This is a genomic window from Streptomyces sp. LZ34, from assembly GCF_053890475.1.
Map to the genome: position 1 here is coordinate 2,216,450 of NZ_CM132680.1, position 14,205 is coordinate 2,230,654.

The window sequence follows — 14,205 nt, forward strand, 5'->3', positions numbered from 1 at the left end:
GGCGCGCACTATACACCGCGTTTATAGTCGGGGCGAGCCCGATCGCCGGGTCTCACCGCTCAGCGCCTGCCGCGGGACGCGGAGACCCACGCGGGCGCCTGCGCGCCCGGGGCGGTCGGGGAGCGCAGCACCGCGCCGAGCTCGGCGCGGTGACCGACGCTCAACTTGCGGTAGACGCTGGTCAGATGCATCTCCACGGTGCGCACCGTGACGAACAGCGACTCCGCTATCTCGCGGTTGCCCGCCCCGGCCGCGGCGAGGCCCGCGACCGTGCGCTCCATGCCGGTCAGCAGATCGACCGGCGAGGTGGTGATCTCCCGCATCCGGCCGCCGGAGGCCACCAGCCGCCGCCGGGCCTCCTTGGCGAGCGCGAGCGCCCCGCAGCGCCAGGCGAGGTCGGCGGCGGTCCGCAGATGCTCCCGCGCGCCGCGCGGGTCGCCCGCCTCCAGCAGCGTCCCGCCCAGCAGGTACTCGGCCCGGGCGTGCTCGGCCCGGGCGGGCGACCGGGACAGCAGCTCGACCGACTCGGCGAGCAGTTCGACGCCCGGGCGCCCCTTGGTGGTCACGCCCCGGGCGAGCGCGGCCAGCCCGAGCGCGCGGGAAGTCCCCCACCGGCGGGCCAGCCCGACGCCCCACTCGACGAGGTCGGCGGCCTCCTCGGGGCGCTCCAGCTCCGCGAGCAGACAGGCCGCCTCGGCCCACCAGGGCGCGAACGCCGGGTTGGTGAACTTCGCCTCCTCCAGGGACCTGCCGCAGTCGAGCAGCAGGCCGAGCGCCGTCTCGCCGTCGCCCAGCGCCCACCGGGCCCGCGCCCGCGCCATCAGATACCAGTGGTACTCCAGCACGAAACCGTCCAGGTTCGGCCGGGCGATGCGCTCCAGCAGCGCCTCGGCCCGCTCCGGCTCGCCGCGGTCGATGAGCGCGGTGGCCAGCGCCGTCTGCGGCATGGTCACATTGCCGCTCCACCGCTCCTCGGCGGTGATCTCCACCGCGGTCTGGGCGTCGGCCAGGGCGTCGGGGATCTCGCCCATCGCGTGCAGCATCAGGGCACGGGAGGACAGCGCGAGCACATACGTCCACACCGCCGCGTTCTCCTGGCTGTAGCGCAGCGCGCGGTCCAGCGCCTCCAACGAGCCCCGGGCGTCGTCGGCGAGGCCGAGCGTGAACGCGGAGAAGACCATCGGCAGGGTGCCGGTCGCGGCGTCCGACGCCCGCTGCGCGCGCCGGGCCTGACGTACCGCCCGCTCCGCCGAGCGGCCGGCCATCGCCGTCAGAACGCTCATCATGGCCAGCGTCTGGCGCTGCGCCGGGGTGTCCCCGGCCGGGGCGGCCATCCGCGCGAAACGGGCACGGACGGCGGTGATCGTCGCCTTCTCGTCGCACCCGGTGATCAGCAGCACCGACTGCACGAGGCCGCGCAGCTCGCGGGCTGCGGGATCGGGGTGGGGGTCGGACCCCAGCTCGGCCTCCAGCGCGTCCAGGACCTCGCCGAGCACCCGTACGGCGACGGGCGCCCGCTGCACGGTCAGACAGGCCAACCCCAGCTGTACGGCGAGGGTCGCCTTCACCCGTACGTCCACGGCCAGCGCCAGCGCCTCCTCCAGCAGCGCGATGGCCTCCGGCGGGTTGATCTCCGCCAGCGACCTGGCCAGCTGGGCGCGCGCCGAGACACTGTGCGGCTCCGCCTCCATGACCCGGTACAGATAGCGGACCGCCGCCTCGGGGGCGCCCCGCCTCTCGGCCCCCGCGGCCGCCTCCCGCAGAACCCGCCGCATCCAGGGCTGGTCCACGACGGGCACCAGCAGAAGCTGGCCCGCGACCTCCTCGGCGGGCCGCCCCGCGTCGCTGAGCAGCAGCGCCGCCCTGGCCCGCAGCTCACCCAGCTCCTCGGCCGCGGACGAGTCGAGCACCGCCGAGCGCACCACGTCGTGCACCAGGTCCACCCGGTCGGGAGCCACCACCTCGGCGCGCCGCAGCGCCGCCACCGCCTCCTCGACCAGTGCGGCGGGCACCCCGGCCAGCGCCCCGACGTGCTCCGCCTCCTCCTCACCGAGCACCGCGATCGCGGTGGCCACATCGCGCACCCAGGGGGACAGCCGGCCCATCAGGGCGCGCACGGACAGCGCGACCACGCCCTGGCCCACTTCGGCGACCGCGCCCAGGCCCTTCTCGTCCGGCGATGCTCCCAGGGACCGCAGTTCGCTGAGCAGCTTGGCGAGCATCAGGGGGTTGCCCCCGGAGACGGCCGCGGCACGCTCGACGAAGGCGGTGTCGAGGACATGGTCGGGCGACGGAAAGACCCGCCTGACCATCTCGCCGACCCCCTCGTCGGTCAGCGGCTCCAGGCGGATCGCCGTGGAGCGGGGCTGGGCCGCGATGTCCTCGAGCGCGCCGGGGGCGGCCGGCTCGGCCTCGGTGCGCTGGGCCAGCACCACCAGCAGCGGCAGGTCGTCCGCGCGGCGCAGCAGGAAGTCGATCCAGCGCAGCGACCGCTCGTCGCACCAGTGCGCGTCGTCCAGGACCAGTACGAGCGGGCCGCGCGCCGTCAGGTTGACCGCGAGCCAGTAGAGCCCGTGGAGCACGGGGTAGACGTTCGCGGCCGTGCCCGGCTCCTCTCCTCCGGGGGAGGGCCGCAGGGCGGGCAGCGCGCGGCGGGCGCTGCCCTTCAGCAGCGGTAATTCGTGACCGCCTTCAGCCCCGGTCTCGGCCTCGGCCTCCGCCTCGGTGAGCCCCAAGCGGCCGAACAGAGCCCGTACGCCGCCGTAGCCCGCGTTGGTGACGACCTCGCCGCACCGGCCATGGAGCACCGTCATGCCCTGGCACGCCCCGCCGTTCACGAAGGCGTGCAGCAGAGTGGTCTTGCCGATACCGGCCGGGCCGGACAGGATCACAAGACCGGCGCGTCCGGAGCGCGCCGCCTCGGCATGGTCCCCCAGCGCCGCCAGCTCGCGGGCGCGCCCGATCAGAGTGTCGGGTAACCAGGAGTCGCCGGTCCGGTCCATCACAGTAGCCCCCTCGCGCCCCAACTCGCTGCGATAAGCCGGAAAGTGTGCTACTCACTGCGATTGTGAGACTACACGAGTGATACGAAGGTGATCAACCGATACGACAGTGATTGGTGATGTCTTCCGGAATCGGTGTTCGCGCCACGGCGGGCGCGGACATGTCGAGGCCCGGGGACGGAAGTCGCGGTGGAGGGCACTCACCTTCCGGTCCCCGGGCCGTTCGGCATCACGGAGTGCGTGTATGCGCTGTACCGTCCGATGGCATCTCCTTTCGTCGTGGGTCACCTGTCGTCAGGGTTCTGACGTCCCTTGGCGCCGGGGCGGACGTGCAGTTCGAACCACACGGTCTTGCCCGCCCCCGTCCGGTGGCTGCCCCAGCAGCGGGCCAGCAGATCGATCATGTAGAGGCCTCGGCCGCCCTCGTCGTCGTCGCAGGCCTGGCGCGCCTGCGGCGGCGTGGGGTCGGCGTCCTCCACCTCACAGCGCAGCGCGTCCTCCGCGGGGCACAGGCACAGCGTCAGCCGGACCGCCCCGCCGGTGTGCCGCAGCGCGTTGGTGACCGCCTCGCTGACCAGCAGCTCGGCGTCTTCCGCCGACCCGGCGAGCGCCCATACGGCCAGCTGCGACAGGACCAGCCGACGAGCGCTCGGCACCGAGGAGGGATGGGGCGGCAACACCCAGGAGACCCCCCGGTCGGCGACGCGGGCACCACGCCGCACCGGCCGCCGGAGGGTACCTGGCGGCGGGGCCACGGCCACTGCGGGAGGGGCCACCGCCCAGCGGCAGCTGAGGGAGTTCATGCGGCCTGGTCCGGACAGGTACGGGGGGCGGGGATGACGCGTCCGTCGGGGAGCAGTTCACCCGTGTCCGCGAAGATCACCACACCATTGCACAGAAGGCTCCACCCTTGTTCGGGGTGGGTGGCCACGAGACGCGCCGAGTCGTGGTCGGAGGCGTCAGGGGGCGGACAGGGGGGCTGATGATCACACATGGCTGAGGCCTTCGATCTTCCGCCGACTTCCGGCGGAATCCGGAATCGAGACGACCACCAGCATGCGTCCGGCCACATCTCCCGGGGAGGGGAGAAATCCCCGCATGGGTACCCGATCCGCGGCGGCGGAGCCCCCGGCCGCCGCCGCTTCGGCGGGCTCGCCCCGGCGGCCACGGCCCCGGAGGCGCCCCTGCGGCCTCAAGGACCCCCGGTCACCACGCGGCGGGGAGATCTCCCTGCGAAGGCCGGCGTACCCACCGACGCCGCGCTGCGGTCGACGGTCCGACGGGACCCTCGGGACCCACCCCGCGTCGGGTCGGTGGCTCACGCGCCGGCCGAGGCCGCGCGGCGGCCGTGGGGGTGGGGGCGGCGTGGGTCGTGCAGGGCGGTGGCCGCAGCCTCGTCGGCCGTCAGCCGCGCCCCCGCCCGGTACGCGGCGGCGTACGCGCGGGTTCCCAGGTCGGCGCGGAGCCGGGCGGCGACCTCGTCGTGCACGGCGGCCAGGTGCCGGAACCCCGAGGGCGAGGCGCCGAGGGAGCTCCACATCGCGTCCGCCGAGCCCAGCAGCCGCGCGCCGCGCTCGGGCTGCCCGCCGAAGGCCGCGGTCCAGGCCAGCACCTCGAGGCACAGCGCCATCCCCCACCCGTCGTGCACCGCCCAGCGGGTCCGCAGCGCGTCCCGCACCAGGGCGGTCGCGCGTCGCCGGTCGCCGCGGTGCCAGGTGTGCAGGCCGAGCGCCCACAGCGCGTAGGAGCGGGCCCACTGGGCCCCGGCGGCCTCGCACAGCGCCAGGCACTCCTCGCCGTAGACCGACGCGCGGGCGTCGCCGGACAGGGCGCAGGCCATGGTCAGCTGGTAGAGGGCGGTCATCATGCCGTTGCGGTCGCGGGCCGCGCGATGGCCCTCCAGCGCCTTCTCGATGAGGCGGATCGCCCGGGGGAAGTCTCCCTCGTACAGCGCGAGGGCGCCCCGGTGCTGGGTGGCGCGGTTCAGGGTGGGCTCGTGCCCGAGCCGGAGGGCCAGCTCCCGGCACTCGTCGAGCCGGGGCAGCGCCGAGGCCGTGTCCCCCTGGAGCGCCGCGAGCCACGCGTCCACCCACAGGGCCTTGCCGCGGACCACGGTGTCCTCGGGGGCGAGCCACAGCGCCTGTTCGAGCCAGTGGCGGCCCTCGCCGAGGCTGCCGCCGCAGATCCAGTGGGGCCACAGCCCCGCGGCGATCTCCAGCCCCGCGCGGGCCTCGCCGGGCTCGGCGCAGCAGAACTCCAGGGCCGCGCGGAGATTCGCGAGCTCGCCGCGCAGCCGGGTGAGCCACTCCTCCTGCCGTGGGGTGAGCCACTCCCCCTCGGCCTCGCGCACCAGGTCGCGGTACCAGTCGCGGTGGCTCCGCCGCAACGCCGCCGCCTGCCCGTATCCGGCCAGCCGCGCCCGGCCGTACTTCCGGATCGTCTCCAGCAGCCGGTAGCGCACCTCGTGGCCCCGCTCCTCCCGCACCAGAATCGACTTGTCGACCAGCCCGGCCACGAGGTCGAGCACGTCCTCGCGGTCGACGCCGTCGCCGGAGCAGACCTGTTCCGCCGCCCGCAGGCCGAAGTCCCCGGCGAACACCGACACCCGGGCCCACAGGGTCCGCTCGCCCGGGGAGCACAGGTCGAAGCTCCAGTCGACGGCCGCGCCCAGGCTCTCGTGGCGGGAGCGGGTCGCTGCGGCTTCCTCCGCCGCGGGCTCCTCCGCCGCGGGCGCCTCCCCCGCGGGCTCCAGCCACTGGTCCAGCTGCTCCAGCACCTGCTCGGGGCTGAGGGTCCGCAGCCCGACCGCGGCCAGTTCGATGGCCAGCGGGAGGCCGTCCAGCCGCCCGCACAGCAGGGCCACAGCGTCGCCGTTGTGCGTGTCGAGGGTGAACGAGGGCGACACCCGCGCCGCGCGGGCCACGAAGAGCTGGACCGCCGGGTAGCGGACCAGCGCCTGGGGGCTGTGCCGCCGGTGCGGCTCGGGCACGGGCAGCGCGGGCACCCACAGGACCGCCTCCCCCTCCACCCGCAGCGGCTCGCGGCTGGTGGCCAGCACACACAGCCGGGGGGCCCGCCGCAGCAAGCGGTCGGCGAGCAGCGCGCAGGGCTCCACCAGGTGCTCGCAGTTGTCGAGGACCAGCAGCGCCCGCTTGCCGCTCAGCTGGTCGCCCAGCACCTCCACCGCGGGCCGGGCGGCCTGGTCCCGCAGCCCCACCGCGCTCGCGACGGTCTGCGGGAGCAGGCTCGGGTCCTCCAGCGCGGCGAGTTCGGCCGTCCACACGCCGTCCGGGAAGTCCCCGCGCACCAGGTCGGCCACGCTCAGCGCCAGCCGGCTCTTGCCCACCCCCGCGACGCCGGTGAGGGTGAGCAGCCGCGTACGTCCGAGCAACCTCCGGGCCTCGGACAGCTCGCTCGCCCGCCCAACCATATGGCTCAAATGACGCATTACCACTATTCTGCCTGCTCCCCGCCATCCTCTCCTGGCCCCGCGTCATTCCCCCGGGCCCTGCGCGCCCCGGAAAGTCCAGGGCATAGCCTGGAAGCGTCGGCCCGGTCGGCACGCTCGACGGCGTCCGCGGCCCGTCGGCCGGGACTGGTTCGAGGCATCCATGAGCGCGGTGGCATCAGACACCTCGAACGGGCGGCACACCGGAAGGCTGCCGGCCGAGGTGACGAGTTTTGTGGGACGTCGGCACGAAACGGCCGAGGTCAAGCGACTGCTGTCCGCCTCGCGGCTGGTGACCTTGACCGGGGTGGGCGGGGTCGGCAAGACCCGGCTGGCGCTGCGGGTGGCCGAGGACGCGCGCCGGGCGTTCCCGGACGGGGTGTGGCTGGTCGAGCTGGCCGCGCTGGCCGACCCGGAGCTGCTGGCGCAGAGCGTGAGCGAGGCGCTGGAACTGCGGGACCACTCCTCCCGGCCCGCGGTCGACGCCCTGGTCGACCATCTGCGGGACAAGCAGGCGCTGATCCTGCTGGACAACTGTGAGCAGCTGGTGGAGGCGTGTGCGCTGCTCACCGGCCGGCTGCTGCGCGAGGCCCCCCGGCTGCGCGTGCTGGTCACCAGCCGACAGGCGCTGGGCACGACCGGCGAGCAGACGCTGCCCGTTCCCGCGCTGGCGCTGCCGGACGCCGAGGGCCCCCGGCTGTCCATCGCGGCCCTGGCGCAGTGCGACGCCGTGCGGCTGTTCGTGGAGCGGGCCGGCGCCATCCTGCCCGGGTTCGCCGTCACCGAGGCCAACCGGGACGCGGTGGAGCGGGTCTGCCGCCGGCTGGACGGCATTCCGCTGGGCATCGAGCTGGCGGCGGTGCGGCTGCGGGCGCTGTCCGTACAACAGCTGTTCGACCGGCTGGACGACCGGTTCCGGCTGCTCACCACGGGCTCGCGGGCGGTCCTGCCGCGCCATCAGACGCTGCGGGCGCTCGTCGACTGGAGCTACGACCTGTGCACCGACAAGGAGCAGCTGCTGTGGGCCCGGGTCTCGGTGTTCGCCGGGAGCCTGGATCTGGAGGCGGCCGAGGCGGTGTGCGGCGGGGACGGCATCGACCGCGAGGAGGTGCTGGACCTGGTGGCCGGGCTGGTGGACAAGTCGGTGCTGATCCGGGAGGACCACCCGGAGGCGGTGCGGTACCGGATGCTGGACACGCTGTGCCACTACGGGCGGGAACGGCTCGCCGCGGCCGGGGAGGAGACGGTGCGGCTGCGCCGCCATCAGGACTACTACCAGCGGTTGGCGGCCACGGCGCGCGCGGAGCTGTTCGGCCCCTCGCAGGTGCCGTGGTTCGCCCGGCTCCAGCGGGAACACGCCAATCTGCGCGCCGCGCTGGAGTACAGCTTCACCGAGCCCGGGCAGGCCCCGGCCGGGCTCGGTATCGCGACCGACCTGCTCTACCACTGGATCACCAGCTACTACCTCGCCGAGGGGCGCGGCTGGTTGGACCGGGGCCTGGCCCTGTGCCCCGGGCCGACCGAGGTGCGCGCCCGCGCGCTGTGGACCGACAGCTGGCTGGCCATCATCCAGTCCGACATCGACGCGGCCGCCGCGATGCTGGAGGAGTGCCGGGCGCTCGGCGGCCGGCTGCGGCAGGACGCGATCCTCGGCTATGTCGCGCTCTACTCCGGGATGATCGCCATGTACCGGGGCGACTCCGAGCCGGCGATCGGGCTGTACGAGGAGGCCGTGGCGCGCCATCGCGCCGCCGACGACCCGGTGGGGCTGGCGCTCGCGCTCATCCGGCTCTCCCTGGCCCACTCCTTCCTGGGCGACTCACCGCGCGCCATCGCGGTGGGCGAGGAGTCGCTGGCGGTGTGCGACGCGTACGGGGAGGGCTGGCACCGGGCGTACACGACGATGGCGCTCGGCGTCGAGGTGTGGCGCCAGGGCGACCATGAGCGCGCGGCCGGCCTGGAGAGGGAGAGCCTGACCTTCAACCGCTCGCTGGACGACCCGCTGGGGGTCGGGGTCAATCTGGAGGTGCTGGCCTGGATCTCGGCCTCGCAGAGCCGCTACCAGCGGGCCGCCAGGCTGCTGGGCGCCCTGCGGAACATCTGGCAGACCATCGGCGCCCCGCTGTCCGGATACGGCCACCTCGTCCGCTATCACGAGGCCTGCGAGGCGGACGCCCGCCGGGCCCTGGGCAAGCAGGCGTTCCAGGCGGCCGTGAAGGAGGGCTCCCGGCTCACCTACGATGAGGCGCTGGCCTACGCGCTCCAGGACCAGTTGCCCACCCGGGCCCCGGCCGGAGAGGGCGAGCAGCCCTCGCCGCTGACGCCGCGGGAGACCGAGATCGCGCGACTGGTGGCGCAGGGGCTGAGCAACAAGGAGATCGCGGCCGCGCTGGTGATCGCCCAGCGCACCGCCGAGGGCCATATCGAGCATATTCTGAGCAAGCTCGGGTTCAACTCGCGGGCTCAGGTGGCAGTCTGGGCCGCCGGACAGAACTGGTCCGAACAGGATGTTGAGGCGGAATGATAACCGCTCACTTGTTCCCTTGTCCCGAACTTCTCAAACACCCCACGAAAATCCTCAGTGGACCAACGTTTGAGGGATCATGCAGCAGGCTCTGGAGACAGAGCAGCAACGGTCGTGTCCGCACGGCCCCGTGACCGAGGAGGTCCTGCTGTGACTGTTGCCGCAGTCGGCAATTCCGGTAATGCCATGGAGCTGTTCCGTGGCACCAACCACAGCCCGTCGTATTTCTCGCTCTCCCGCGCGGGAGTGGGCCAAGACGTCGTCGACTTCTGCATCCCCTGCAACCCGTACTTCCCCACGCCCGCCATGTTCGCGGTGCTGGCGGTCCGGCTGCGGGACATCCTCACGTACTACCCGAGCTCGGCGGACACCATCACCGCCGAGCTGGCCAGCCTGCTCGGGCTGCAACCGCAGACCATGGCGATGGGCAACGGCTCGACCGAGCTCATCACCTGGATCGACCACCTGATGGTCAAGGAAAGCCTGGCGGTGCCGATCCCCACCTTCGGCCGGTGGACCGACCAGCCGATGGAGACCGGCAAGCGCGTCGACATGTTCCAGCTCCCGGAGATGGACGGCTTCCGGCTCGACCCGGACGCCTTCGTCTCCTTCGTGAGGTCCCGGGGGTCTCGGGTCGCGGTGATCTGCAACCCGAACAACCCGGACGGCGGACTGCTGCCCCGGCACGCCGTCGTCGCCATGATGGACGCCCTCGCCGACCTCGATTTGATCGTCATCGACGAGTCCTTTCTGGAGTTCGCCGACGCCGAGGCCTATCCGAGCGTCGTGGACGAGGCGGTGCTGCGGCCCAACGTCATCGTGCTGCGCAGCCTCGGCAAGAACTTCGGCCTGCACGGGGTCCGTTTCGGCTATCTGGTCGCCAATCCGGCGCTCGCCGTCCAGATCCGCTCCCGGTTGCCGAAATGGAATCTCAATTCCTTCGCCGAGGTCATCGTCTTCATGCTGAAGCGATACCAGCCGGAGTACGCACAGAGCCTGCGCATGCTCAGCCGCGACCGGCAGGAGATGACCGCTCAGCTGGCCAACCTGCCCGGGCTGACGGTCTATCCCTCCCAGGGCAACTTCGTCTTCGTCAAGCTCCCCGAGGGCGCCGACGGCGCCCAGGTGCGTGACCGGCTGCTGTCCGAACACGGCGTGCTGGTCCGCGAATGCGGCAACAAGCTGGGCAGCAACAGCCAGTTCATGCGGCTGGTGGTGCGCTCCCAGCCGGATGTGCAGCGGCTGCTGACCGGGCTGAGCACGGTGCTGTACGGCACGGCCTGGTACGCCCCGCAGCCCCTCCTGGAGCAGCAGCCGTCCTACGCGCTGGAGCAGCAGCCCTCGTACGCCCTGCCGCAGCAGTCTCCGTACGGGCTGCCGCAGCAACCCTCGTACGCGCTCCCGCAGCAGCCCTCGTACGCCCTGCCGCAGCAACCTTCGTACGCCCTGCCGGAGCAGCCCTCGTACGCCTTGCCGCAGCCGCAGTCCGAGCTCCAGCTGCTGCTCCACTCCGCGCAGCAACAACAGCAACAGCAACAACCGGCCCTGTACCCCGCCACCCCGCTCCAGACGACGCAGGACACCTATGGGGTGTACGCGGCGCAGCAGGCGATGTCCGCGGCCTATCCGCAGCCCCAGGCGCAGCCGATGGCCGAGCTGACCCCCGCCGCGTACACCCCCGCGGGCCAGATGCCGCCCTTCCAGGCCCAGCAGACGACGGGCGCCTACGCCCGGCTCCAGGCCATGCAGCAGGCCTTGCAGCAGTCGCCGCAGCCGAGCGCGCCGCAGCCCGCGCAGCCCCAGCCCGGGCCAACGGCGCAACAGCAGCCCTCGGGCGGCCGGATGACGGTCTACGCGCCGGACCCGGCGGCCGTCGGGGCGGACATGTCGATGGACGACACCCTCATCTACATGCCGACGGTCGTCACCGACTCCATACCCGACCCGGCCCCGGCCGCTCCGGCCGCGGCGCGTCCCTCCATCGACAGCGACGACCCGCCCGGCGGGGGCGCCCTGCGCCGCTATCCGCGCCCCGCCGCGTATCTGCAGACCGACAACGGTTCATGACGGCGGGCACGGGCCCCGGGGCCCGTCCACGGACGGGCCCCGGCCGGGCGAGACACAGCCCCTGAACGGGGCCGGACGGGACGTTACGGCCCCGGACAGGGCCTAGCCGGGCCAGGCCGGGGAGATTCCGGCGACCGCGCACACGGCGATGTGCAGCACCAGCGGGTGGGTGTACGGCACGGTGCCCTCGGGCCGGTGGATCAGCCGGGGCGCCTCGGCCACCAGGTCCGGCCGCTCCGGCGCGTCGGGCACCACCGCGCCGACCGAATACAGAGCGATCGCGGGCCAGTTGAGCCCACAGTCCGACCGCGGCGGGACGATCCACCACCATCGGCCGGCGGCGGAGTAGACACAGCCCGCCCTGGGCAGCAGCTCCATGACCTGATGTCCATGCCGCTCCGGCAGGGCGATGGCGTCGTATCCGGCGTCGGCGAACAGCGTGGGCGGCAGCTCCAGACGCTGTCGACAGCCGGGCCTGGGCGGCGCCGCGGGAGTTGACGGGATCACGACGCCACTATGCGTAACGCCTCGTGCACTTGGCAAGAGGCACTCTGAAAAGTGCAGAGTCGCAAGTGCAGTGTGTCCGCTCCATTCAGGGCATGACACACTTCGGGCATCAGCTGCGGGAGGTAGAAGTGAGTGAACCGCGGTCCGCCCCGACCGTGGGCCAGGTCGTCCTCGGCAAGCGCCTGCGGGACCTGCGGGAGAGAGCGGATCTCAAGCGCGAGCAGGCCGCCAAGGTGCTGCATGTGGCCCCCGCCACCATCCGCAGGATGGAGACCGCCGAAGTCGCCCTGAAAATCCCGTATGTGCGGATGCTGCTGGACGCCTACGGTGTCACCGGCGGCGAGGCCGAGGCGTTCATCGCCCTGACCGAGGAGGCCAACCGGCCCGGCTGGTGGCAGCGGTTCCACGACATCCTGCCGGACTGGTTCAGCGTGCATGTCAGCCTGGAGGGCGCGGCCGCGGTCATCCGCGCGTACGAGCCGCACTTCATCCCCGGCCTGTTGCAGACCGAGGACTACGCCCGGGCGATCATGCGCACCGGCGCCGTCGGCCAGGTCGACGCCGAGGAGTCCGAGCGGCATGTCGCCCTGCGCATGGAGCGCCAGACGCTGCTCACCCGCGAGGACGCCCCGCATCTGTGGGTGGTGATGGACGAGACCGTGCTGCGCCGCCCCGTCGGCACCCCCGAGGTCATGCGGGGGCAGATCGACCGGCTGCTGACGGCCACCGAGCGGCCCAACGTCACCCTGCAGATCGCGGAGTTCTCCTCGGGACACCACCCGGGGACCTACGGGCCCTTCGTCCTCTTCCGCTTCGCTGTACCCGAACTGCCGGACATGGTCTACGTCGAGTACCTGACCGGCGCCGTCTACCTCGACGAACGTGTCGAGGTGGCCTCCCATCTGGAGGTCCTGGACCGCATGGCGGCCCAGGCGGCAACCGCACGACGCACAAAGGAAATCCTCCGCGATTTCCGCAAGGAGCACTGAATGGATCGCATTTACAACGGCATGCGCGCGGCCGACCTCGGCACCGAGGGCTGGCACAAGCCGTGGAGCGGCGGCAACGGCGGCAACTGCGTCGAGGCCAGGAAGCTGGACGACGGCCGGGTCGCGCTCCGTCAGTCCACCGATCCGGAGGGCCCGGTGCTGATCTACACCCGCAGCGAGATCATCGCCTTCATCCAGGGCGCCAAGGCCGGCAAGGCCGACTTCCTGGTCTCCTGACGCACCCGCACCCCCGAACTGTCGCGCCGACCCCCATGGAGCGCTTTCATGTCAGCATCCGGGCCCGAGCCCACCAGAATCGACACCAGCAGGCCCCATCCGGCCCGCGTCTACGACTACATACTCGGCGGCAAGAACAACTACCCCGTCGATGAACAACTGGCCGTACAAGTCCTCGACATCGACCCCTCGGTCAGAAACTCCGCCAAGATCAACCGCCTGTTCATGCACCGCGCGACCGAGTGGCTCGCCCGCGCCGGCACCCGCCAGTTCCTCGACATCGGCACCGGGATTCCCACCGAGCCCAACCTCCACCAGGTCGCCCAGCGGATCGCCTCCGACTCCCACGTGGTCTACACGGACAACGACCCCATCGTGCTGCGCCACGCCGAAGCCCTGCTGCGCAGCACCCCGGAGGGGGCCACCCACTACCTCGAAGCGGATGTACGCGAACCCGGGGAGATCATCGAGCTGGCCGCCGAGGTGCTCGACCTGAGCCGGCCGGTCGCCCTCTCCCTCATCTCGCTCATGCACTTCATCCCGGACGAGGACGGCGCCTACGACCTGGTGCACGGCCTGATGGACGCGCTCGCCCCCGGCAGCCACCTGGTGTTCTCCCACGCCACCTCCGACGGCAGCGAGAAGGAGGCGGAGCGGGTCGTGGCCCTGTACCGCGAGGGTGGTGTGACCCTGCGGCCACGCACCCGGGCGGAGGTGGCGAGGTTCTTCCACGGCCTGGAGCCCGTCGGCCCGGCGCCGGTCCTGGTCTCGCGCTGGCGGCCGGGCGCCGAGGAGGAGGAACTCGCCCCCGACGGCCCGCCGGTCACCGTCTACGCGGGCCTGGCACGCAAGCCCTGAGCCTGCGGCGTGGTACCGAACGCCGACACCGCCCGCCGCCGCCCCCCGGCAGCGGGCGAGCAGGTCAGCAGGTGCTGTCCGGTGTTCGACAGGCGGTCGGCGGCATGCGACGGCGCGGCGTGCGCCCCCCGGTCGGGCGTCCAGCGGCATGACGTACGCATGGATACGACACATCACGTACGGCGGCGAGCGGCGGCGACCGCCGTACGCCGTAGGCGCGGTGCGCTCCCCCGGCGGTGCGAGCCCGGTCGCGGGCCCTTGCCGATCACCGGCGGACGAGGCCCTGGATAAAGAGGGACCGATGCCCTCCGGGGTCCCGACTGGGCGGCGGGGAGAGTTGGTTATTCACAAGCCGCCGCGGCGGGCGGTCTGCGGAGGAAGTCGATGTGATTGACATGGTATGCGCGGCGGCGCGCCTCCCGCTATACGTGGACCGCCTGATTCTCCGCCAGTTTCCGGCCCTGGGGCGGCGATCGCCTTTTCGGGAGAAGCACGGCGGTGCGGCGGATCTTTCCCTATCCCGCCCCTCATCCCGCCCCGTGCGGGCGGCATCGTTTTGCGGCTCCGGCCCGT

The 14,205-nt window shown here is 72.6% G+C and carries 10 protein-coding genes; 5 read left to right on the top strand and 5 right to left on the bottom strand.

Going from position 1 to position 14,205, the window contains the following annotated elements; all coding sequences use genetic code 11:
- Positions 1-59: 59 nt before the first annotated feature.
- The 4 genes from ACWY4P_RS07885 to ACWY4P_RS07900 form a co-directional block, all read right to left on the bottom strand.
- The gene (locus ACWY4P_RS07885) at positions 60-3,002 is read right to left on the bottom strand and encodes a helix-turn-helix transcriptional regulator (RefSeq protein ID WP_456209448.1); all 2,943 of its coding nucleotides are present in this window, start codon (positions 3,000-3,002) and stop codon (positions 60-62) included.
- A gap of 284 nt (positions 3,003-3,286) precedes the next feature.
- Complete coding sequence (locus ACWY4P_RS07890) at positions 3,287-3,724, bottom strand: ATP-binding protein (RefSeq protein WP_456209450.1); 438 nt, start codon at positions 3,722-3,724, stop codon at positions 3,287-3,289.
- Positions 3,725-3,801: 77 nt separating this feature from the next.
- On the bottom strand, positions 3,802-3,996 hold the full coding sequence (locus ACWY4P_RS07895) for a DUF5999 family protein (RefSeq protein ID WP_456209452.1): 195 nt from the start codon (positions 3,994-3,996) through the stop codon (positions 3,802-3,804).
- Positions 3,997-4,320: 324 nt separating this feature from the next.
- Positions 4,321-6,450: an ATP-binding protein gene (locus tag ACWY4P_RS07900; protein WP_456209453.1), complete on the bottom strand. Its 2,130-nt coding sequence runs from the start codon at positions 6,448-6,450 to the stop codon at positions 4,321-4,323.
- A gap of 163 nt (positions 6,451-6,613) precedes the next feature.
- On the opposite strand from ACWY4P_RS07900, the gene ACWY4P_RS07905 reads away from it, so the two are divergent.
- Both ACWY4P_RS07905 and ACWY4P_RS07910 read left to right on the top strand, forming a co-directional pair.
- The gene (locus ACWY4P_RS07905; RefSeq protein WP_456209454.1) at positions 6,614-8,974 is read left to right on the top strand and encodes an ATP-binding protein; all 2,361 of its coding nucleotides are present in this window, start codon (positions 6,614-6,616) and stop codon (positions 8,972-8,974) included.
- 150 nt (positions 8,975-9,124) lie between these two features.
- Positions 9,125-11,041, top strand: coding sequence for an aminotransferase class I/II-fold pyridoxal phosphate-dependent enzyme (locus ACWY4P_RS07910; protein ID WP_456209456.1), 1,917 nt, complete (start codon positions 9,125-9,127; stop codon positions 11,039-11,041).
- A gap of 102 nt (positions 11,042-11,143) precedes the next feature.
- On the opposite strand, the gene ACWY4P_RS07915 is transcribed toward ACWY4P_RS07910, so the two are convergent.
- A complete protein-coding gene (locus ACWY4P_RS07915) occupies positions 11,144-11,548 on the bottom strand; it encodes a hypothetical protein (protein WP_456209457.1) in 405 nt (134 codons plus the stop codon).
- Positions 11,549-11,676: 128 nt separating this feature from the next.
- Here ACWY4P_RS07915 and ACWY4P_RS07920 point away from each other — a divergent pair, with 128 nt between their 5' ends.
- From ACWY4P_RS07920 to ACWY4P_RS07930, 3 genes are read left to right on the top strand one after another with little or no spacing between them, the layout of a single operon-like run.
- Positions 11,677-12,537: a helix-turn-helix domain-containing protein gene (locus tag ACWY4P_RS07920; protein ID WP_456209458.1), complete on the top strand. Its 861-nt coding sequence runs from the start codon at positions 11,677-11,679 to the stop codon at positions 12,535-12,537.
- A complete protein-coding gene (locus tag ACWY4P_RS07925) occupies positions 12,538-12,774 on the top strand; it encodes a DUF397 domain-containing protein (protein ID WP_456209460.1) in 237 nt (78 codons plus the stop codon). It abuts the gene before it with no gap.
- A gap of 48 nt (positions 12,775-12,822) precedes the next feature.
- A complete protein-coding gene (locus ACWY4P_RS07930; protein ID WP_456209462.1) occupies positions 12,823-13,632 on the top strand; it encodes an SAM-dependent methyltransferase in 810 nt (269 codons plus the stop codon).
- Positions 13,633-14,205: the final 573 nt, after the last annotated feature.

What these genes read in the sequence shown, in the direction of transcription:
- ACWY4P_RS07885 (WP_456209448.1), bottom strand. Translation starts at nt 3,002, where the DNA reads ATGGACCGGACCGGCGACTCCTGGTTACCCGACACTCTGATCGGGCGC.
- ACWY4P_RS07895 (WP_456209452.1), bottom strand. Translation starts at nt 3,996, where the DNA reads ATGTGTGATCATCAGCCCCCCTGTCCGCCCCCTGACGCCTCCGACCAC.
- ACWY4P_RS07900 (WP_456209453.1), bottom strand. Translation starts at nt 6,450, where the DNA reads ATGCGTCATTTGAGCCATATGGTTGGGCGGGCGAGCGAGCTGTCCGAG.
- ACWY4P_RS07905 (WP_456209454.1), top strand. Translation starts at nt 6,614, where the DNA reads ATGAGCGCGGTGGCATCAGACACCTCGAACGGGCGGCACACCGGAAGG.
- ACWY4P_RS07925 (WP_456209460.1), top strand. Translation starts at nt 12,538, where the DNA reads ATGGATCGCATTTACAACGGCATGCGCGCGGCCGACCTCGGCACCGAG.
- ACWY4P_RS07930 (WP_456209462.1), top strand. Translation starts at nt 12,823, where the DNA reads ATGTCAGCATCCGGGCCCGAGCCCACCAGAATCGACACCAGCAGGCCC.